16 protein-coding genes, 1 tRNA gene and 1 pseudogene are annotated in these 20,032 nt (G+C 45.0%); 10 read left to right on the top strand and 8 right to left on the bottom strand.

What is annotated here, in order from left to right; all coding sequences use genetic code 11:
• Positions 1–1,061: pseudogene (locus tag HOP08_12280) on the bottom strand (response regulator).
• Between the two features lies 1 nt (position 1,062).
• The gene (locus tag HOP08_12275; protein ID NOT75694.1) at positions 1,063–2,343 is read right to left on the bottom strand and encodes a PAS domain S-box protein; all 1,281 of its coding nucleotides are present in this window, start codon (positions 2,341–2,343) and stop codon (positions 1,063–1,065) included.
• A 209-nt stretch (positions 2,344–2,552) separates the two neighbouring features.
• Here HOP08_12275 and HOP08_12270 point away from each other — a divergent pair, with 209 nt between their 5' ends.
• Positions 2,553–2,951: a universal stress protein gene (locus tag HOP08_12270; protein NOT75693.1), complete on the top strand. Its 399-nt coding sequence runs from the start codon at positions 2,553–2,555 to the stop codon at positions 2,949–2,951.
• 51 nt (positions 2,952–3,002) lie between these two features.
• Here the strand turns inward: HOP08_12270 and HOP08_12265 are convergent, their stop codons facing one another.
• Positions 3,003–3,620 carry a hypothetical protein gene (locus tag HOP08_12265; GenBank protein ID NOT75692.1) on the bottom strand — a complete coding sequence of 206 codons (618 nt, stop codon included), beginning with the start codon at positions 3,618–3,620 and terminating at the stop codon, positions 3,003–3,005.
• Between the two features lie 201 nt (positions 3,621–3,821).
• On the opposite strand from HOP08_12265, the gene HOP08_12260 reads away from it, so the two are divergent.
• The 4 genes from HOP08_12260 to HOP08_12245 all read left to right on the top strand — a co-directional run bounded on the left by HOP08_12260 (position 3,822) and on the right by HOP08_12245 (position 6,971).
• Positions 3,822–4,691 carry a universal stress protein gene (locus tag HOP08_12260; GenBank protein NOT75691.1) on the top strand — a complete coding sequence of 290 codons (870 nt, stop codon included), beginning with the start codon at positions 3,822–3,824 and terminating at the stop codon, positions 4,689–4,691.
• 56 nt (positions 4,692–4,747) lie between these two features.
• Positions 4,748–5,422 carry a BON domain-containing protein gene (locus HOP08_12255; GenBank protein NOT75690.1) on the top strand — a complete coding sequence of 225 codons (675 nt, stop codon included), beginning with the start codon at positions 4,748–4,750 and terminating at the stop codon, positions 5,420–5,422.
• Between the two features lie 168 nt (positions 5,423–5,590).
• A complete protein-coding gene (locus tag HOP08_12250) occupies positions 5,591–5,962 on the top strand; it encodes a hypothetical protein (GenBank protein ID NOT75689.1) in 372 nt (123 codons plus the stop codon).
• Positions 5,963–6,017: 55 nt separating this feature from the next.
• The gene (locus HOP08_12245) at positions 6,018–6,971 is read left to right on the top strand and encodes a L,D-transpeptidase (protein ID NOT75688.1); all 954 of its coding nucleotides are present in this window, start codon (positions 6,018–6,020) and stop codon (positions 6,969–6,971) included.
• A gap of 164 nt (positions 6,972–7,135) precedes the next feature.
• Here HOP08_12245 and HOP08_12240 read toward each other — a convergent pair whose 3' ends face one another.
• Positions 7,136–7,528: a hypothetical protein gene (locus HOP08_12240; protein NOT75687.1), complete on the bottom strand. Its 393-nt coding sequence runs from the start codon at positions 7,526–7,528 to the stop codon at positions 7,136–7,138.
• Between the two features lie 135 nt (positions 7,529–7,663).
• Between HOP08_12240 and HOP08_12235 the strand changes: the two genes are divergently transcribed.
• The 3 genes from HOP08_12235 to HOP08_12225 are packed head-to-tail and all read left to right on the top strand — an operon-like array spanning position 7,664 to position 10,001.
• Positions 7,664–8,281 carry a hypothetical protein gene (locus HOP08_12235; GenBank protein ID NOT75686.1) on the top strand — a complete coding sequence of 206 codons (618 nt, stop codon included), beginning with the start codon at positions 7,664–7,666 and terminating at the stop codon, positions 8,279–8,281.
• Between the two features lie 3 nt (positions 8,282–8,284).
• Positions 8,285–9,592, top strand: coding sequence for a divalent metal cation transporter (locus tag HOP08_12230; GenBank protein NOT75685.1), 1,308 nt, complete (start codon positions 8,285–8,287; stop codon positions 9,590–9,592).
• A gap of 49 nt (positions 9,593–9,641) precedes the next feature.
• Positions 9,642–10,001: a hypothetical protein gene (locus tag HOP08_12225; protein NOT75684.1), complete on the top strand. Its 360-nt coding sequence runs from the start codon at positions 9,642–9,644 to the stop codon at positions 9,999–10,001.
• 103 nt (positions 10,002–10,104) lie between these two features.
• On the opposite strand, the gene HOP08_12220 is transcribed toward HOP08_12225, so the two are convergent.
• Together HOP08_12220 and HOP08_12215 are read right to left on the bottom strand one after the other, a co-directional pair.
• Positions 10,105–11,643, bottom strand: coding sequence for a hypothetical protein (locus tag HOP08_12220; GenBank protein ID NOT75683.1), 1,539 nt, complete (start codon positions 11,641–11,643; stop codon positions 10,105–10,107).
• 269 nt (positions 11,644–11,912) lie between these two features.
• Positions 11,913–11,985 (bottom strand) — tRNA-Lys (locus tag HOP08_12215).
• Between the two features lie 253 nt (positions 11,986–12,238).
• On the opposite strand from HOP08_12215, the gene HOP08_12210 reads away from it, so the two are divergent.
• A complete protein-coding gene (locus HOP08_12210; GenBank protein ID NOT75682.1) occupies positions 12,239–12,967 on the top strand; it encodes a hypothetical protein in 729 nt (242 codons plus the stop codon).
• A 12-nt stretch (positions 12,968–12,979) separates the two neighbouring features.
• Here the strand turns inward: HOP08_12210 and HOP08_12205 are convergent, their stop codons facing one another.
• Entirely contained in the window at positions 12,980–15,688 is a 2,709-nt protein-coding gene (locus HOP08_12205) for a hypothetical protein (GenBank protein ID NOT75681.1), read from the bottom strand.
• Between the two features lie 81 nt (positions 15,689–15,769).
• Positions 15,770–18,487: a gliding motility-associated C-terminal domain-containing protein gene (locus HOP08_12200; protein ID NOT75680.1), complete on the bottom strand. Its 2,718-nt coding sequence runs from the start codon at positions 18,485–18,487 to the stop codon at positions 15,770–15,772.
• A gap of 116 nt (positions 18,488–18,603) precedes the next feature.
• On the opposite strand from HOP08_12200, the gene rlmD reads away from it, so the two are divergent.
• The gene (gene rlmD / locus HOP08_12195; protein ID NOT75679.1) at positions 18,604–20,031 is read left to right on the top strand and encodes a 23S rRNA (uracil(1939)-C(5))-methyltransferase RlmD; all 1,428 of its coding nucleotides are present in this window, start codon (positions 18,604–18,606) and stop codon (positions 20,029–20,031) included.
• Position 20,032 lies beyond the last annotated feature (1 nt).

Below are 20,032 nucleotides of genomic sequence, written 5' to 3'. Positions count from 1 at the left end.
TTACTTCCGGGCAACATTCCAACGCACCACCTTTTCAAGCTTGGCGGGATGAAGAATTTTAATCCTTCCGGATTCAATCTCGATAAGGCCCTCGTCCTTGAATTCGGACAACACGCGGATCACCGATTCAGACGCCGTACCCACCATCTTGGCAAGGTCGTCGCGCGAAATGGAAAGCGTTTCTCCGGAATCTTTTGAACCGACTACCTTCAGTAATGCTTCCGCCGTACGTTGACGAACCGAGTTATAGGCAAGGTGTAACAACTGCGTTTCTTTTTCTTTCAGCTTCTGGCAGAGAAGCGAAATGAACACTTTTGATAATTCAGGACTGGCATAGAGCAGCGTAAGGAAATCCTGTCGGGGAATGCTGATCACTTCTGAATCTTCCATCGCCACAGCCGATTCCTGGTAATCCGTGTTTTCCAGAATGGCTTCGAATCCGAAATAATCGTTGGGTTTGCAAAGGCTGATGATCAGCTCCTTTCCATCCGGGTGTGACTTGAAAAGTTTCACACTACCGGATTTAACCAAATACACATGCAATGGTGTATCACCCTCCACAAAAATTTCCGCCTTCTTCTTATACGTTTTTACTTTTCGATCCTTCCCAAGATCTTTCACTTTGAGCGCCTGGCCGGCATCCTGTATGAAAGCATCGAGCCCTTCGGGCGTCGCGTCATACTTCTTATAATGTTCATGTTTTTTAAACGCACTTCGATCGCGTTGAGCAGCTCGGTATCATCGAAGGGCTTGGTGAGATAATCATCCGCTCCCAGATTCATCCCTTTGCGCATGTCCTGCTTTTCTGCTTTTGCCGTCAGGAAGATAAACGGAATCGATGCCGTTTCAGGACGCTTGCTCAGGATGTGCAGCACACCGTAACCGTCAAGCTCCGGCATCATAATATCACAAACAATCAGGTCGGGCAACACTTTCTGCGCTGTCTCCGCTCCTTCTTTTCCGTTAACCGCGGTGATCACGTCGTAAGAAGCCAGTGATAGAATTTCTGCCGTGTTCTCGCGCACATCGGCATTGTCTTCAATGAGGAGAATTTTTTTCATGCTATTGGTTAGGTAGAGTAATGCTAAACGTACTTCCGGCTCCTTCCTTGGAAGAAAACCGGATAGTTCCTTCTAGTAATTCAACGTAGCGCTTCACGATGTTAAGCCCAAGACCCGTTCCCTGGATCGTCGATGAGTTGGTCGCCCGGAAGAAGCGATCAAAGATGTGCTTCACCTCAGCGGCAGGAATACCAATCCCTTCATCCTTCACATCGATTGCTATGGTGTCTTTCGTTTTTTTTATCTCAATTACAATATCCTTTCCTTCCGGGGAATACTTGCTGGCATTGGAAACCAGGTTGAATAAAATGCTGCGCAATATTTTGGCATCGGTGACAAACGTTTCCTGACCTTGCTCATTGCTTATGATGAGATGCTGGTTGGCCTTCAGAATAGGCTTCATCTCTTCGTTCATCTCATTAAAGAAAGAAGCAAGCGTAAGCTCTTCTTTTATGATCTCCATGCGCCCTTCCTCAAGCTTACCAAGCGACAGGAAATCATTAAGGATGGTTGTGAGATGCTGCACCGAAGACTTGATCCGTTCAATATGCTTATCCATCTTTTCCGGCTCGGAGCGATCACGGTATTGTTTAATAAGGGACGTCGAGCTAAGGATTGAACTCAATGGAGTTCGAAACTCATGGGAAGCAATCGAAACAAATTTTGATTTCAGCTCGTTAAGCTCGCGTTCTTTCTCCAGGGCTTTGCGGGTCTCCTCTTCCGCCTCCTGCCGAATACGTATCTCGTGCTGGAGGTCCGCATTCGCTTTTTCAAGCTTGGTGACGGTCATGTTCAATGCCTCGGTCCGTGACTGCACCTTCTTCTCCAGTTCACCGGCGTACTCAATTAACTGTTCTTCGCTTTTTTTAAGTCGATCCTCGGCGACCTTCCGCTGTGAGATATCAGTGATGAATGCCATGCTCAGCAATTGGTCATTCATGCGGGTATAACTCAAACTGATCTCTACGGGAAATTCAGTTCCATCCAGACGCAAGGCTTGCAGATCCCGTCCAATACCCATGCGACGAGGTGAGGGTGCGTCGTTAAAACCTTTACGGAACCCAAGGTGCATTACGCGAAGGCGTTCCGGGAGTAAATCTTCCAGCTTATGTCCTACCAGGGTGCCTTGTTCGTATCCAAACATTTTTTCCGATACCGGGTTGGCCAGCAGGATTTTTCCGACGGCATCGACCATGATAATTCCTTCGGCAGAGGTCTGAAAAATTTCACGGAACGTATCACTGGAAACGAAGGATATCTCCAGCGGTTTTTTGTCAGGCATAACACGAGGCGCTAATTTGTCCAAGATACTAAAAACCGCTTGTTTGGGTTAAAATTAGTTCCTCCTGTGCCCTGGCAGGCATGACAAAAATCAGTTTTCCCTCTGATTAACACAGGCATTTAACATTTGCCACAACAATAGTTTTGGCAATTAACCACCGGCGGAATCCGTACATGGAAAAGCTCTTATATCAAAACTCGATATTGTGTGTGATCGACTTCTCGGAGTCTTCTCAAAAAGCGTTGCGCTGGGCGATCAAGCTGGCTTCCGATAATCACGCTCGCGTGACCGTGCTTTTTTGTTACCGCCTTATCACTTCCACCGACGACCGGGAAACACTTCACCTCAAGCGCGATATGGAAGAAGAAGCATCGCGGAAGTTTGATGCCCTGCAAAAGGACCTTGTCCAAAACCAGACGTTCACCTGCGACTTCATTACCGAGATCGGATTTTATCCTTTCCGGATTGAAATGTTTTTAAAGAAACGCCCGGTAGGACTGATCGTGATGGGCAACACGATTGTTGATAGCTTTACCGATTACAAACGCATGACCTTCGACCACTTTTTGAAAAGTGTGAAGATCCCGGTGGTGGTAGTTCCATCCTGAACCAATCGATAGATTATTTTTTTAGACTGACGTCCAAGAATGGCCCGTCTATCACAGACTGTCCTGTTTTACATAAGGATGAAGTTCATCGATCAGTTCCAGCGCCCATTCATATACAACCGACCGCGCAACCTCAGCGTTGTCCTCTTCCATTCTCGTCTCATCGTTGGGTCTTAGTAACCACAAGGATTTCGATTCGATCAGCATTCCACCACGTGCCGTGATCACTTTTTCAAAGGCCGCCTGGGACCATTGGGTTGACCCTGCACCAAGAGTGAGCGCAATAACCGGCCTTGCCTTGATCATCACATCTTGTTGGATGAAATGGGTCACCGACCAGTCGGGTCTCCAGTTATAGGTATTGGCACAAAACACATACACATTGAAGTGTTCACCGTGAAGCTCCTTTGCTGCAGCAACCGTGGCGACCATACCGGATACACCGGAATCGGCCAACGCTTCGCCAAATGCGCGGCACACCTGCTCGTCCAGGTTATAAAAAGGATCCGGATCATATACGATCAGCACCTGGGGGCGGGACATCTTCGGACCGAACGTCCAGTGTTTCGCAGGGCCCTGAACTTCCGCCCAAAGAGTCAGCACGAACCAGGTAACAAGCGAAATGACGAACACGAATAGAATGACCGATCTCCAGCGTAGTGGTTTCATAATAATAAATTGAACACTAAAGATGCGGGCAGCGATGTGCTTATTGACTGACAAAAATCAGGTGGCATGATCATCTTTATCAGCATCCCTTGCTTCGGATAAACCTGATAAACATCACCGGGTCTCCTTACAGGGATCATGAATTTTTTTCAGCCGTACTCTCAATTTCGGGTATCAGAAAAGCAAATGATCCATACTGCTATGAAAAAAATTCTTATCCCCTGTGATTTTTCCAAAACATTCACCGAAGCGTTTAAGTTTGGAGTCTCATTCGCACGCTCAGTGAACGCAAGCATAACACTGTTACACGTCATTGACATTCCGCCACTCGCTGACCCGATGCTGGGACAAACCTTTATTGTCGACAACCGCATCTACGAATCGTTAACCCGGCAGGCACAGCAGAAATTCGAAATACTCTGCAAAAAATATGCTCCTGACATGCCCGCCATCAACCTCGAGGTAAAACAAGGTCCTGTTGCGATGACCATCCAGCTATATTCCCAAACAACCTCCTTCGACGATATTGTTATGGGTACACATGGGGTTACCGGCCTGAAAGAATTTTTCGTTGGCTCCAATACCGAACGCGTAGTCCGTTTCTCAGCAATACCGGTTTTTGCAATTCGGAAAGCCCGCGAATTCTCTTCCATCAAGCATATCATTTTACCGACCACCTTTGAACTGAATCAGCTGGATTTTATAAAGGAGCTAAAGGCGCTTCAGCAATCACTCAACGCCACGATCCATCTGCTGCACATCAATCGTCCAGGCCAATCGATCAGTGAAAAAGATTTCGAAGACTATTGCCAGTTCTATCAGCTGACCAACATTACTTATAACATCCGCAACGCGCCGAGTGAGCAAGACGGTATCCTGGACTTTGCCCGTGAGCGAAAAGCTGATCTCATTGCAATGGCCACCCATGGAAGAAGCGGATTGGCGCACCTTCTTACCGGCAGCATTGCAGAAAGCGTCGTCAACCGCCTGACCTGCCCGGTATGGACGTATGTGCTGAAACGAACCTCAAAAAAAACCAGCAAGAAACTATATGAAAAAGAGCTGGCATAACATACAGTAGCCATTACCTTTTAAGGTCCTATTTCAATTCAACAACAAAACATACTATGAAAACAAACAAAGAATTACAGGAAGATGTGATGAACGAACTCTCCTGGGATCCAACACTGAAAGAAACCAGTGCCCTGATCGGTGTTACAGCCAACGATGGAGTGGTAACCTTAAGCGGCTATGTCGATTCGTTTCATAAGAAAGTGTCTGCTGAACGTGCTGCCCAGCGGGTCTCCGGTGTTAAAGTGGTAGCCGAGGACATTGAAGTCCGCTTGCCGGGACGCTATTCAAAGCGTACCGATACGGATATCGCCGAGGGTCTCAACAACATTTTCAAATGGAACAGCGCTTTAAGTGAAATTTATCTCAAGGTACGGGTTGAAAATGGATGGGTTTACCTGGAAGGCGTCGTTGACTACGACTATCAGCGTCGGTATGCCGGACGCATCGCGCAGAATTTAACCGGGGTGACCGGAGTGAGCAACGACATCAGGCTCAATGTAACCCTCAAGGCAAACGACGTTCGCAATACGATCGCCGCGGCCTTTCAACGCAGTGCTGCTATCGATTCAGCCACCATAAAGGTCGATGTTAACGGTTCGCTCGTTACCCTCACTGGAACGGTTCGCTCCTATCTTGAAAAACTGGAAGCTGAACGTGCCGCCTGGGCAGCACCCGGCGTGTTTACTATTAAGAATCAAATCGTCGTCGAGGTGCCCGTTCTCGCATAAGGTTCTATCCTGTTACAGGAGGTGGATATCATCTCCATCTCCCGTGGCATGATGGACGCGCGGTTCAATTCCACACGATCAGTATCAGTTTGCCTGCTGACTTCTGTCATGTTACACAGGTTGACCAATCGGTAGGTTTGGAAAACGTAAAACGATTGCAACTAACTCATGCCGCTCACGGGACGAAACTATATCTTACAACTCGACGCTGATAACCTTCACCACCAAACGCTCGAATGGCTCTCGACCACCGGACTCTGGAGCCGGGAAACCATGTTCTATCAAAAGCTGCTCGACATCTTTGGACCAAAATTTACAGACCCTGCCAATAAGGTTATCATTTCCAATCTTCAGAACTTTATCACCTATTACTCCAGCCACCTGGTCACCCATTACCGCAGCCAGTTACTCGATCACGAAAGTAAACTTTCAAACTTTTACCGTGAACGAAAAGAACCCGACCAGCAATACCTGCAGCAGCACCGTGCGCTGATGAATGACTTGCGGGTTCAGCGGTCGATACCGTCAATTCAAGAATGAGCTGTTTTCCAAAATCGAGACGGTGATGGCCCCCGATTCAAAATGAATTTACAAAATGCCCTCCCATAAACACATCCTGTTCTCGATTCTTGCGATCCTGTTGATTGTATTGATCCCTCTTTCGGTCAATCACTACAAAGAAAATATTTCATCGTGGCTACAACCCGATACACTGAACACGCTCCCTTCTTTTAGTAAGATACCGGTGGTCTATCATCGTGTAGACCACGACATACGGATCAAGGATTACTTTGACTATTTACAAGGTGTTGCATCAATGGCCGACTCATCACTTCACCTGGATGAATACGTTCTGGCACACGTTAATCCGTGGATCATGGATTCACTGAAAGCAACTGACTATTATGAGAGAATGAAACGAAATATATTCCTCTATGACCAGCCTGTTCATATCATTCTTCATGCAGGTGATAGCATCCTTCTCCCCGATAGCCTGGCTGCAGCGTCCATTCACGCAAAGCTGGCTTCTACCTGGATTGACGTGAACATTCCGGAATTCAAACTTCGATTGATGCAGGGAGGCGACACTATATTAATATGTCCTGTGCGCGTGGGTAGAAATAAAGAAGAATACCTCGAAGTGGCCAAGCACGTCGTCAATCTTCGGACACCCGTAGGCGAAGGGGAAATCATCAGGATCGCCCACCTGCCTTACATTGTCAACCCGGAGACAGGAAAAAAATATGAACGGACCTGCCGGGACGATGGGCGCTATACTAAGATGCCTGTGATTCCCTGGCTTGAGCCTTCCATTAATGGCATCCGTTACGGCACCTTGATCCATCCTACCTCTAATCCCAACACCCTCGGTCAGCCTTTCTCCCATGGGTGCATCGGTACCAGCGAAACGGATGCATGGACGATCTATTTCAATTCTCCGATTGGCACCCGCGTTACCTTTCGGTACGATCTTCGTGTGATCAATGAGCAGGGTGACTCCGTGGTGCTCAAAGACATCTATGATTTTAAAAAGCCGAAAAGAAAATGAATAAAACCTGGCACCAGCAGCATCCTATGAAAAAGAATGCTACGCTTGAGGAGCGTTTAACCTGGCACGCCGCGCATCAGGTCGCCTGTCATTGCCGTCCTGTTCCCAGGTCTATCGAAATGTTGCTGAAGAAACGCCGAAGCAGTAAATAAAACGCATCAACACTACTTCATATACTTGTTGTTTTTCCATGCTTTCACACCCTGCCTGAGCATTTTTTCCAGCTCCTTTACATGTACCTGCTCGGGCTTCCTGAAATTAAAACAGATCTTTCCTTTCAGGCATTTTCCAAGATTTGGAATGACATCGGCATAATCTTTTTCGTGGTAATACATCGGAACAAAATAGAAGCTCACCATATCCTTGCGCGGTACGACGGATGAAAAATACATTCCTGGAATAATTTTCTTTGTGCTCCCATACGGTACGGGAATATTTCCAATCAGCTCGAAGACATCTTTTTTATCTTTTGCCACTACCATCGGCGGAGAGCATTTTTTCAAACTGTTTTTAATCGTGTCAAAAATAAGCTGTCGGTTTTCGGGGGAAAGCGGCATAGGTTACTGTTTTTGTGATTATAGCATCCTCAAAATTTACAAGTTCCCTCCGCCATGAGCAAATTCATTGAGGGGACTGACAAACGTCATATTCCCATACTGCGCTCGGAAGTAAGTTCGGTAAATTATTAAGGTATGGACGCAATCAATTCAGGTGAAAAAACAGCCGTTTTACACCAGATCATTCTGAACCTCCTTGACGTACCACAAGAACTGGAGTTGCTCGGCAAGGAGCTTGGCAGCCAACCAGAAAAAGTCCAGGAAAAATTCAGGATACTGAACCTTGAATTCTTGCACCATGTGCTGGAATTAAAAAAGGCAGTTTCAGCCATGCCAGGGATCGAAGCCATTGAGCTGCAACCTCTTTTTCAACAGTTAGAAGCATTGCTCCTGACCGCCGTTGATAATAACCTGCAACTGACCTCGCACAAAACAAACATCACATCGTGTCTCCTGTCCATCGAACAAAAACTATCTGAACAATTCCTCTCATTGATACAAACGAAAGTCTTTTCCCATGAGATGGAAAAATACAAGCTCAAGCTGGAGATCCTGCGCCTTCGTTTCCTGGTCCGGGACTATCAGTTCCGGAAAGCGTATCATTCAGGAATGAAAAGAGCCGGGGAACTCACCCATCACCTTATCAGGGATGTCAATCGCATTGTAACCACCAATCCATTTAACGATGCCTCCATCGAACGAAAGATCAAGCGGATCTATCGCCACATGAAGGATGCCGTTCAACAAAGCTGATGCATGGAAATGGTTAAGATCCATGACACGTCGTTATCACCTTCCAGGAAAGCAACACTGGGACGCAGGATAAAAAATTTCTTTTCAACCCTTGGGCCAGGTCTTATTACCGGCTCCAGTGATGATGATCCTTCCGGCATCGCCACTTATTCACAGGCGGGTGCAAGCTTTGGCCTATCAACACTCTGGACAGCACTCATCACCTTTCCATTAATGGCCTCGATACAGGAAATGTGCGCGCGGATCGGGCTTGTCACCTCCTCGGGACTTACCGGTACCTTGAAAAAACATTACCCAAAATCTGTTTTGTACCTGATGGTATTATTTAGCTTTCCCGCGATCGTACTCAACATTGGAGCGGATATCGCTGGCATGGGCGCTGTCGCCAACTTGATTGTTCCAGCAGTACATCCCGGGATTTTTAGTGTCCTTTTTACGGTTATGCTTATAGTCGCGATTGTCTACTGGCCTTATAACAAAATCGCAAGCACACTAAAATATCTTTGCATTGTCTTACTGGTTTACCTTGTTGTTCCATTCTTGACTAAGCAGGACTGGAATATGATCCTCTACAATACACTGGTTCCTGAAATTCATTTCAACAAAGAATATGTAGCCATCCTGGTAGCGGTACTCGGCACCACCATCTCACCTTATTTGTTTTTCTGGCAAGCGACCATGGAATCAGAAGATCTTAAGCATCAGCAAAACGTCGTTGTCGATAAAAGGTTGATCAACAGAATGCGCCTTGACGTAAACTTCGGAATGCTGTTCTCAAACGTGGTCATGTTCTTTATTATCCTTACCACTGGGACCGTCCTTTTCAATGGAGGCATTAACAACATCGAGACCGTTCAGCAGGCGGCAGAAGCGCTCAAACCTCTGGCAGGTGACGCCGCCTACTACCTTTTTGCCATTGGCGTGATCGGCACCGGTTTCCTGGCTATACCGGTGTTGGCCGGATCCCTCTCATACATCATATCTGAGACGTTTGACTGGGAAGAAGGACTTGATAAGAAATTTCATGAAGCCCGCCCCTTCTACCTGGTCGTCATCGTATCTCTTCTCATGGGGCTCGCCATAAATTATATTGGCATAAGCCCTATCAAAGCATTGATCTATTCGGCCATCCTGTACGGAGTTACTTCTCCCGTGATCATCGCTATCGTGATGCATATTTCTAACAACCGCGCGATCATGGGAAATTTCACTAATGGAAAAAAATCAAACATTCTCGGAACGATCACATTAATATTAATGAGCGCCGCGGCGTTTCTGCTGTTTTACCTTGCCTTAATAGGTGAAGGATAGTGCTGTGTTCACTATTGAATTTCCTTTCTAACCATCCAAAAATAAATCAATGACGAATTCCAGGAAACTCGCAAAACTGATCGGCCCATCGATCATTGTGTTAACTATATCGGAAGCTTACAATTCACATATATGGGTTAATAATACAGCTGCCGGAGTTTACCTGAACGGGTCTCTACTTTTTGTGGCGGGTCTTTCCATTGTACTTAATCATAATCTCTGGGGATGGCATTGGCCGACGTTAATAACGCTAACCGGTTGTATGGCTATATTGTTAGGGTTATTCAGGATGTTTGCGCCTGAAACACAACTTAAGATTGTAGATAACAATGTATTGATAATTGGAGAAGCGATGATTGTCTTTGGGCTTGGAGTCTTTTTAACTTTCAAAGCCTATACCTCTTATTAACAGCCAGTAGCATATCCGCTATTCAAGATTACTTGGTTATTTGAACCTGCGGAAATAAAGTTTTTTTATTAAAGAAGAGATAGAATTTAAGAAGAGCTTATCATCACGAAATAATATCGTTTAAAATAATCTGCTGGCGCCGCGCACGAAAAACTGATTTGACATCTATTTCAACTGCTTCGGATTGAATTATTTTACTTACTCCGAACAAACTTTTTACTTTTGAGTTTCTTCCCGTTTGACGATCCTTCTGATAACCCAGGTGTGTTTGAATTCTGGAATGCCCCGTTCTTCTCATATTTTCCCGCATTCCAATTTCATTCGCTTCTTCGTTAAGATTCGTAATAAACGTCCTACGACCTGTCATAGCTTCAGCAAACAGACCTTTATGCTGAATGAGCAGAAACTCCTCGTCACCCTTTGATTTTCTTTGCGTGTAAATAAGCTCATACTCTTCGTCATACTTGTCTTCAAAATATGGTCGATACAATTCAAAAGCAGTAATAAGTATCTTTTTGATCGCGTCATTAAATTTCTGATCATGAAAATTCAGGTTATAAGAATATTTTTTCAGGATCATTTCAGCGACTGGATCGAGCTCAACTTTGAAACCGGTTCGGGTTTTCCTTCTGTCGCCCACTAATTTTCCTCTTACCACGTCAGTCTCTTTTATTTTCTCAGTGTCAATAGGTGCAGTTCCTTGTAAGCACATAAAGATCAATATATCCAGATATCGTTTTTGCATCAGTGACAACGACTCATAGAATTCCGGTTCGTAGTAATCCAGATTGATCATAAACTGCAACTCTTCGATGGTGAGTGTCAGTTCCCATTTCTTGGAGTCGCATTGTTTAACCACGCCATACTTGAACTTGGAAATTTTGATATACTCCAGGAGCGCCTCCGTGTCAACACTTACATTTTTTCTTCGCTTACAATAACCCAGGTATTCAATGAGATCGGTGAGCCTTTTAATAATCGTCTCATTACTCAAGCCAGTCTCAGGGATTTCGGAAGTTATCGAGCCTGATTTTGTATTCCGGAAATATTCGTGCTCCTTTATCATGTAGCAAACAAGATCGTTAAAGAAAGGCTGGTTCAATGAATTCAAACCAATCATACCATATCCCTTCTCAATGTTCGCCTCCTTGAACTTCCGAATAGTGACCAACAGATTATTGTATCTTTTGATCGTTCCTTCGGTCCGGGTAGTCTGTCGCTTGACATCAATAAAATCAGGCCAGTAGAAAAATATGTCATCCTCAATGCTCCCGGCTTGACTTTCTAAAATTTGCGATGATGTTGATTCAGACATCTCAATTTCTTCTGAAGTGAATGCCGGTTGCCCTAAGTATTCCTTGATTCTAAGTTTATTAAACTCAATTCTTAACCACTGGCAAAGAGGCTGTTCATCATATTGTATGAAATGCTGTCGTATCAAATTCTCAATACATTGATGCAGCTGTTGTATACGATGCCTATTCAACGAATCATTCAATACCCCTTCCACATCGACAATTCCCAGATCAAATATTTTGACTTTTGTCGACTCTCTGAATTTTGCTCCATACCTCGAATAATAAATAAATACTTCCCTGTAACCCTTGCGCTGTTGTAATATGATTTTCGAAAATGATTCCATAGGTTTCTCGTTGTGGAAACGTTGTTAAAAAACACCTAGAAGAATCGTTCTTATTTGTGGAAACTCGCAAAATATTGCGTGGTTACGGGGGAACCAGAAACACCATTTGGAAATCCATGAATTTGAGAGAGTTGTGTAAATCATAATATTCCACAAATTTCCCTGCGAGACACTTGTGGAAATGACCAACCGTCACCAATGACCATGTAAGCCATTGTCGGTCAATAAAAAGGAGAAAGACTTGAACTGTCTTTCCCTAAATTTACAAGTGACCCCGCTGGGACTCGAACCCAGGACCCATACATTAAAAGTGTATTGCTCTACCAGCTGAGCTACGAGATCCAACTACGCTGAGGCAGCTCCGTTGGACACTGTCCTTTGAGAGCCTCAAAACGTCAATTACTTTTTCGGCCGACGCAGTCCATTTGTTAACGAACTACGCTTACCTATTTCTTACTTTGCCCGCCTTGCTAAAGCTTCGCGGTCAACGTATTTGCCTTTCATGCCTCAATTACTCCCTCTGACTTGCAAATATTTGCCCGTTTTAAGGGGTTTTCCGTAATTGAGCCCGCAAAGGTAGCAGGAAGTGAAAAATATGCAAAAGAGGGTTTGTAATATTCTGGTAATCGTTTTTATCGCTTTGGCCTCCACCGTGATGGCTGCTCCTTCCACATTCGTTCTCAAAGCCGCCGACTCCTCATATAATAACAAACAGTACACACAGGCGCTTGACCTCTACAAAGGCATTTATAAAGAAGGGAATTATTCCGCTTCCATGCTTCTGAAGATGGCACATATACAGGAGGGTCTCGGTCACCTCGGCGAATCACTTTATTATCTCAATCTTTATTTCATCGCTTCCGATGATGCACAGGCTCTCAAAAAAATGGAAGAGCTCGCCGAAAAGAATAACCTCGAAGGCTACAAAACCAACGACTCCACCCGTGCCCTCGCATGGTTACAAGAGCATTATAACATCATCGCCTGGCTGCTCGCTTCCATCACCGTGTTTCTGTTCGCCTCCATGTATTATCAGCGCGTGAAGCTGAAGATCAAACCAGCATTCACAGGCATGGCGTTCGCCATCACCCTGACAGTATTATTCATTCATGTAAACTTCAGTCTGAAAGATGAACGCGGTATCGTAGCCGGTGCCCCTACATATTTAATGGACGGTCCTTCTGCCGGCGCCTCTGTCGTTGCTATTATTGGTGAAGGTCACCAGCTTGAGATCAAAGGCAAGAAAGATGTATGGCTGCGGGTTGCCTGGAGGGATCAGGAGGTATTCGTAAAAGATTTTCTGATACGCGAGATCAAGTTGTAACTGACGTCACCGTCAGAACCTCAACAGCACCGTCCCTCTGTATTCCCGTTCGGTATATTTCAGATAGTAGAAGTAAACTCCTGCGATCTCTCCCTTTCCATCCCATTTGAAATCACGTTCCGCACTCCGGAATACTTCCTTACCCCATCGATCATAAATTCGAACAGATTCAAACTTCATCTCGCAGTTATCCTTTGGCAGGATATTCGTCAATTCTCCTGTGGTGTGATCTTTCATTTCCATCGCGAAGTAATCATTGATGTTATCTCCGTTCGGTGAAAAGAAATTCGGTGGGATAAAGCCGCTGTCTGATCCATCTACATCCCTGATCGTAAGCTTAAATTCTACCGTGTCAGATTTCGCGCTGGCACAATGATCATCTGACAGCCTGAACATAAAAGAATAATCGTTGGTAAAGACACGATCTTTAAAGATGGAGCAGTCCGGCTGCCAGCGGAAGTTCGTCTGCACCGGACTATTCCCACTCACCGTTCTGAAATTAAATCCCTCCGGGTCCACGTTTCCCGAAAATTTTACAAGCTCCAGTTTCAAATTATCCTTCGCAGGAAAATTATCACCGTCTGTTCCTGTCAATGACAACCGCACTGCATTCCCTACCGTCATCGACATCCGATAGTCACTGGTGAGTGTTGTCTCAGATGAATTCTCATTCACCACCACCAGCTGCGGTTTCAAATTCGGCGGCGGCAGGATCTTCACAGAAACATCTACGGTATCTGCTTTGTAGATCCTGCACTTGTTCTGATTATCCACAACAATAAACTGAAAATCAAATGTGTCTTTCTTTTTGAGATCCACGGAAGTGCAATTCACTGTCCAGCCAAGATCCGATGAAACGGAACTCATTGCTGATGCAGGATTCGGTGTGATCACAATACCATAATCCGACAACACAAAATTCTTTCCTTTTGCACTGAGCACGAGCGCATCATTGTCAGTAAGATCTTTTCCTGTCACTTTAAAATTCAAGGTCTCATAAATACTTCGCGTGATGCCAGTCACATATCGTTCATTCACTACGGGTGTCAGGTCGGTGTCAATGGTAGGATCAGTATTGCCTGGAAGAATGACATTGAGATTGAAGACCTGGTTGGCAGGATTCGGACTTAAACAGAAATCCCGGTCCTCCACCTGCAGCGTCACCTGAAAGGATGTTCGCTGGGTAAAATTGTAAATATCACAGAACGCATCCCACTTCAATTCTCCATCTGCCGCACCCAGTGTCTGATGAAGAGTATTCAGCGTCATTCCGGCTGTGGCCATATCAAATCCGTTGGTGAGCACCGTGATCACCAGCTCATCACCATCATCATCTACAATATCAAATGGCCATGATCCCCGTGTTCCTTCATTGAGTGTTGCCGATGCGGGGTTGACCACGGGCATTATAAACCGCGGCTTGCTGTTCTGAGGCGACTCCACATGCACTGTTATTTTTAATGTATCCATCAGGGGAACACTGCAGGCATCGTCCATTGCAATGATACCAATGACAGGATCACCTCCGGTAAATGACAATGGGCATTCCGGAAAACAGATCTGAAATTCAACAAACCCTCCATATATTAATGTCGCATCACTGACTGCAGGAATGATCGCACTTACATCTCCTTTGAAATTGATTGGGATTGCCTTGATCTTTACCGTTTCAGAAAAGAAAGAAAGCGGATTATTCGCATCAGGGTCTGTTACCTTTACCATTACGCACCGCTGATTTGCAGGTACAGTATTGGTGAAAGAAACCTGCATCGTATTGTCATAGGTATACGTTGGGTCCGTCAATTTCTTTCCCAGGATCTGTGGCGGATCACTGAAATCGCAATGATCAACTACCAGCAGTTGAAAATCCCGCCGGGTCTCTCCTATCTTCTTCTTATCCCTGAACGATTCTATCTTCACAGCAAAGACAAACAATCCCTGAATAGTTGGAGTTACGCTTAATATTCCATCGCGTGTGATCCTCAGATCAGGAGCTCCTTTCATGATACTATTAAGGCTATACCCCGGTCGCCATCGTACTTCGGGATAAGGTCTTGCCGTGCTTGGATTATTATTACCTCCACCGGTTGCAATGTCCAGGGGTGTCACCATGGAATAGACAAGTGAATCTCCATCATCATCCACTCCACGGAAGTCAGCATAGTAAGGTCTGTTAGGGCATGCGTAATCATTCAATGGAGGGAACAGGCGTGGAGTTGAATCAATGAAAGGCAGACCATCTTTCACAACCGGAGGGAACTCCATATAAAATGATTGGCCAACATTATTAGGAAAATTTTGTTCACTGATAATATTCGTGATGCCATAGTTGCGGCAGCATCTTCCATAAACTGCATAATAACCTCCCGGATCATTAAATATGGTGGGAGACAAATCAATGAAGATGGTAAAGACGTATTTGGTGGTGACAATTTCACCATGAGCACACGCAGGCTGCGTATAACCAACACTAGAAGTGAACATTCTTGGCACAGGAAGATCCGCCATGATCTTGTTATCGCTCATGCGAAAGATCCTGACATTCGCAAGATCATCCCTTGCCGAATTATCACCGTGCAATTCATCAAAGTACAGGATCATATTGAACCGGTACCGTATACCCGTCAGGTGGATAAGCTCAAACTCACCTCCCACAATGTGCGAGGCATTTCCCGCTAAGGAACCTGATAGCAGCATGATAAAAAGCAACGCTTTCTTCATCAGTCAGTATAAAGGTGGGTAAGAAAACTGATACAAATTACTCAACTTCCAGGAAATGGAAATTGCAGAAAAGGCAATGGCTTAGTATCTCAGCGATACTGTTCCCCTGTACTCTTTTTCAGTGTACTTCAAGAAATAGAAATAGACGCCAGCCGATTCGCCTTTTCCATCCCATTGGAAATTCCGTTCTAAACTTTGATACACCTGATTTCCCCAGCGGTTGTATATACGAACCGATTCAAACTGGGAAGCGCAGTTATCAAGTGGCAGAATATTCTTTACCTCACCTGTCGTATTATCTTTTAACTCCATAGCGAAGTAATCATTTACATTATCTCCATTGGGAGAAAAGAAATTAGGCGGCATAAAGTTCGAATCAGATCCATCAAGGTCTTTGATCTTTACCGTGATCGTGACCGAATCTTTCTTTGCGGTAATGCAGTGATCGTCGGTCAGCATAAACTTAAAGGTGTAATCATTTTCATAGACGCCATCCTTGAAGATGCTGCAATCGGGCTGCCAGGTGAAGGTGGTCTGTATTGGACTTGTCCCGGTTATCTCTGAGAACGTAAATCCTTCCGCTGCCACTTCGCCGTCTTTTGAAACCAACGCTATCTTAAGGTTGTCTTTCGCAGGAACGAGATCGTTATCCGTGCCAGTCAATAATAATTTTATGGCATTCCCCAGCGTCGTTGAAATTCCATTGTTGCTTAATTCAGTTGCAGCACTGTTAGAATTTGTAACGGAAAGAACCGGTGCCTGATTGAGCGGCGGCAGCACTTTCATTTGTACGTCTACAGTGTCTGCTTTATAAAACCTGCACTTATTTGCATTATCTACAACGATAAACTGGAAATCAAAAGTGTCTTTCTTTTTGAGATCAACAGATGTGCAGCTGATATTCCATTGAAACAGGCTATTCACCAGACCGTTGCCGGTGACAAGCGGCGGTGTGATGGTGATGCCATAATCCGAAAGCACAAAGTCTTTGGGTCTTCCGGTTAGGACGAGCAGATCATTATCAGCTATATCTTTTCCGGTGACAGAAAAATTAAGAGGTTCATTGATTCGCCGGGTAATGCCAGTTACCCTTCTCTCTCTGCTGGCAGGTGTGAGATCCGTATCGATCGTCGGACTTGCATTTCCCGGAAGGATCACGGAAAGGTTAAAGACCTCCTTGGCGGGATTGATAATCTTGCATCGGTCCTGATCTTCCACCTGGATGGTGACCATAAAGGATGTTCGTTTTGTGAAATCAAAAATATCGCAGTACGCATTCCACTTGAGTTCACCTTCAGCAGCGCCGTTGGTCTGATTCAGTGTATTAAAAGTCATCCCGGCATCGGCAAGTATAAAATTATTGGTGAGCAACGTGATCACCAATGGATCATTATCGTCATCAACTACCTGATAAGGCCACGCATCCTGTGTACCTTCCGCCAGTACAGCAGTAACCGGATTGGTGGCAGGCTGAACAAATCGGGGCTTTGTATTTGGTGGTGGTTCTACACGAATGGTAACTTTCAATGTATCTGTCAATGGCAGGCTGCAGGCATCATCCATGGCAATAATTCCTATGATGGCATCTGCAGGGAAGAGAAGAGGGCAATCCGGGAAGCAAATATCAAACTCAACAGTGCTGCCATGTGAAAGCGTTGCATTGATAACAGAAGGTAATAATCCGGAAAGGTCTTTCTTGAAGTTCAGTGGAATTACTTTGATCTTCACTTTTTCATTGAAGCTATCACTGGCCCTTTGAGAATCTTCATCTGATACTTTTACTGTGACGCATCGCTGAGCATTGGTTGTTGTATTATTATACTGGACAAACAAATTCTTACTGTTGGAATAGGTTGGGTCGCCGATCTTCTTTCCGACAATCGATGGCGGCACTGCCACCGGACATGCATCCACCACCAGCATCTGAAAGTCGCGACGCGTCTCTCCGATCTTTACCTTATCTCGAAACTCTTCCACCTTTACAGCAAAGACATACAAGCCCTGAGTGGTTGGGGTTACTGTCAGAAATCCATCGGTTGTGATTTTCAGATCCGGTGCACCGTTCATAATATTTGCCGGACTGAAGGGAACACGATAGTTCACTACGGGATACGGTGCGGGCCTTGAGCCGTTGACCGGTACCGACTCTGATGTCTTGGTGTTTAACGGAGTGACCAGGGAGTAAACCAATGAATCATCATCATCATCCGTTCCACCGAAGTCTGTATAGTAAGGCTTGGTTGGGCAAGCATAATCATTCAAAGGAGGAAACAATCTTGGAGTTGAATCAATGAATTGTACGCCGTTTTTTATAACGGGAGGAAACTCAAGATAAAATGTCTGGCCTGCATAGAGAACACCTCCGGCGTTAGGGTCCTGACTAAAGATATTGGTGATGCCATAATTTCTACAGCATCGCTCCCAGCCGATATAATAGCCTGCGGCATGATTGAAACTATTGGGAGAAAGTGTTACAAGATTTGAATAGAGTATGCGGCTGGTTCTTAGTTCACCATGTGAGCATGAGGGTTGCGTATAACTTACCAGACTTTCGGAGACATAAGGGAGATGAATATTTGCCATCACCACATTATCGAATTTTCTGAAGATCCTGATGTCCTGACCATTTATATCCTTCGCAGGCGGAGATCCATTGATCTCATCAAAATAAATGACAAGGTTTAGCCTGTATTGATACCCGCTGATATGAATGAGCTCAAACTCACCACCCACAATATGCGTGGCAGTCCCTAAAAGCGGGACAATGAGGAAGATCAGGAAAAGGATCCCTTTTTTCATAGGAGGAGGATGGAAAGATAATTAAAGCCCTGCACGTCCTGAAATGTCTTTCGGTAAATTGCGACCGTAAAAACAAAACCGTAGACTAATCCGCAAAAGCCGCGTTATTGCCATCTATGACTCAACTCAAAAAGGGGGATATTCTTACTGACATTAGGGTGGAAACCATGGCCGCCGAAGGAAAATGTATTGCACGTCGCGAAGGCCAGGTGGTATTCATTTCGGGTGGTGCCCCTGGTGATCTTGTCGATATTTCACTCACCAAAATAAAAAGTGCATTCCTGGAAGGAAAAGTCACTACCATAAAAGAGTTGTCTGCAAATCGCACCACTCCTTTTTGTTCACACTTCGGTTTGTGCGGCGGTTGTTCATGGCAACACATCAACTATCCGACGCAATTGATTTACAAACAGCAGCAGGTAGTGGATAATCTTGAGCGCATCGGAGGCCTTCAGCTTCCCGCGATGAAATCCATTCTTGGTTCAGAGCGTCAGAAATATTATCGGAACAAGCTTGATTATACTTTCTCTGCGAATCGATGGCTCACGCGTGATGAGCTCGTGGAGGGAAAAGATATTGGCAGCCCAGGCCTTGGCTATCACTTGCCGAGGATGTATGATAAAGTTTTCGATGTTGAAGAATGTTATCTGCAGCCTGCACCATCCAATGACATCCGCTTATTAGCAAGAGAAGTCGCGCTAAGAGAGAACATTCCATTCTTTGATCTTAGAAAGCAAGTAGGCTTCTTACGGACACTCACCATTCGGACAGCATCTACGGGAGAAGTCATGGTCATACTGCAGGTGACGTATGATAAGATGGAGTGGACGGAAAAAATACTTACTGCATTGTCTGAAAAGTTTCCACAGATCACTTCTGTGAATTACATCATCAATGGAAAACGTAACGATACGTTTGCTGATCTGGATGTGATCTGCTGGAAAGGAAATCCCTACATAACGGAGTCGATGCCGAAGCCGGATGGAAGCGGAACATTGCAATTCCGTGTGGGTCCAAAATCTTTTTACCAAACGAATTCAGAACAGGCGTTTGAACTTTATAAGATCGCATGGCAAATGGCAGATCTTAAAGGCAACGAACTGGTGTATGATCTTTACACTGGCACAGGGACGATTGCAAACTTTGTTGCCGGTCAGGCCAGGAAAGTTGTCGGATTGGAATATGTAGGTGCTGCTATTGATGATGCAAAAGTAAATTCATCCATCAACCAGATCACGAATACGGATTTTTATGCCGGCGACATGAAGGATCTCCTCAATGAATCGTTCCTCAAAACTCACGGACGGCCTGACATCATCATTACAGATCCTCCACGATCTGGCATGCATGAAGATGTTTGCAAGATGCTTTTGAAAGCGGCGCCTGAAAGAATTGTCTATGTGAGCTGCAATCCCGCAACGCAGGCACGCGATCTTAAAATATTAGATCAGCTGTATGAGATCACCGCTGTGCAACCAGTAGATATGTTTCCTCAGACAATACATGTTGAGAATGTGGTGAGGCTGGATAAGAGAAAAAGTTAGT

It is taken from the genome of Cyclobacteriaceae bacterium, from assembly GCA_013141055.1.
Taxonomy (GTDB): domain Bacteria; phylum Bacteroidota; class Bacteroidia; order Cytophagales; family Cyclobacteriaceae; genus ELB16-189.
Note: the sequence above shows the minus strand (reverse complement) of the source record. Positions and strands in the feature narration are given on the sequence as shown.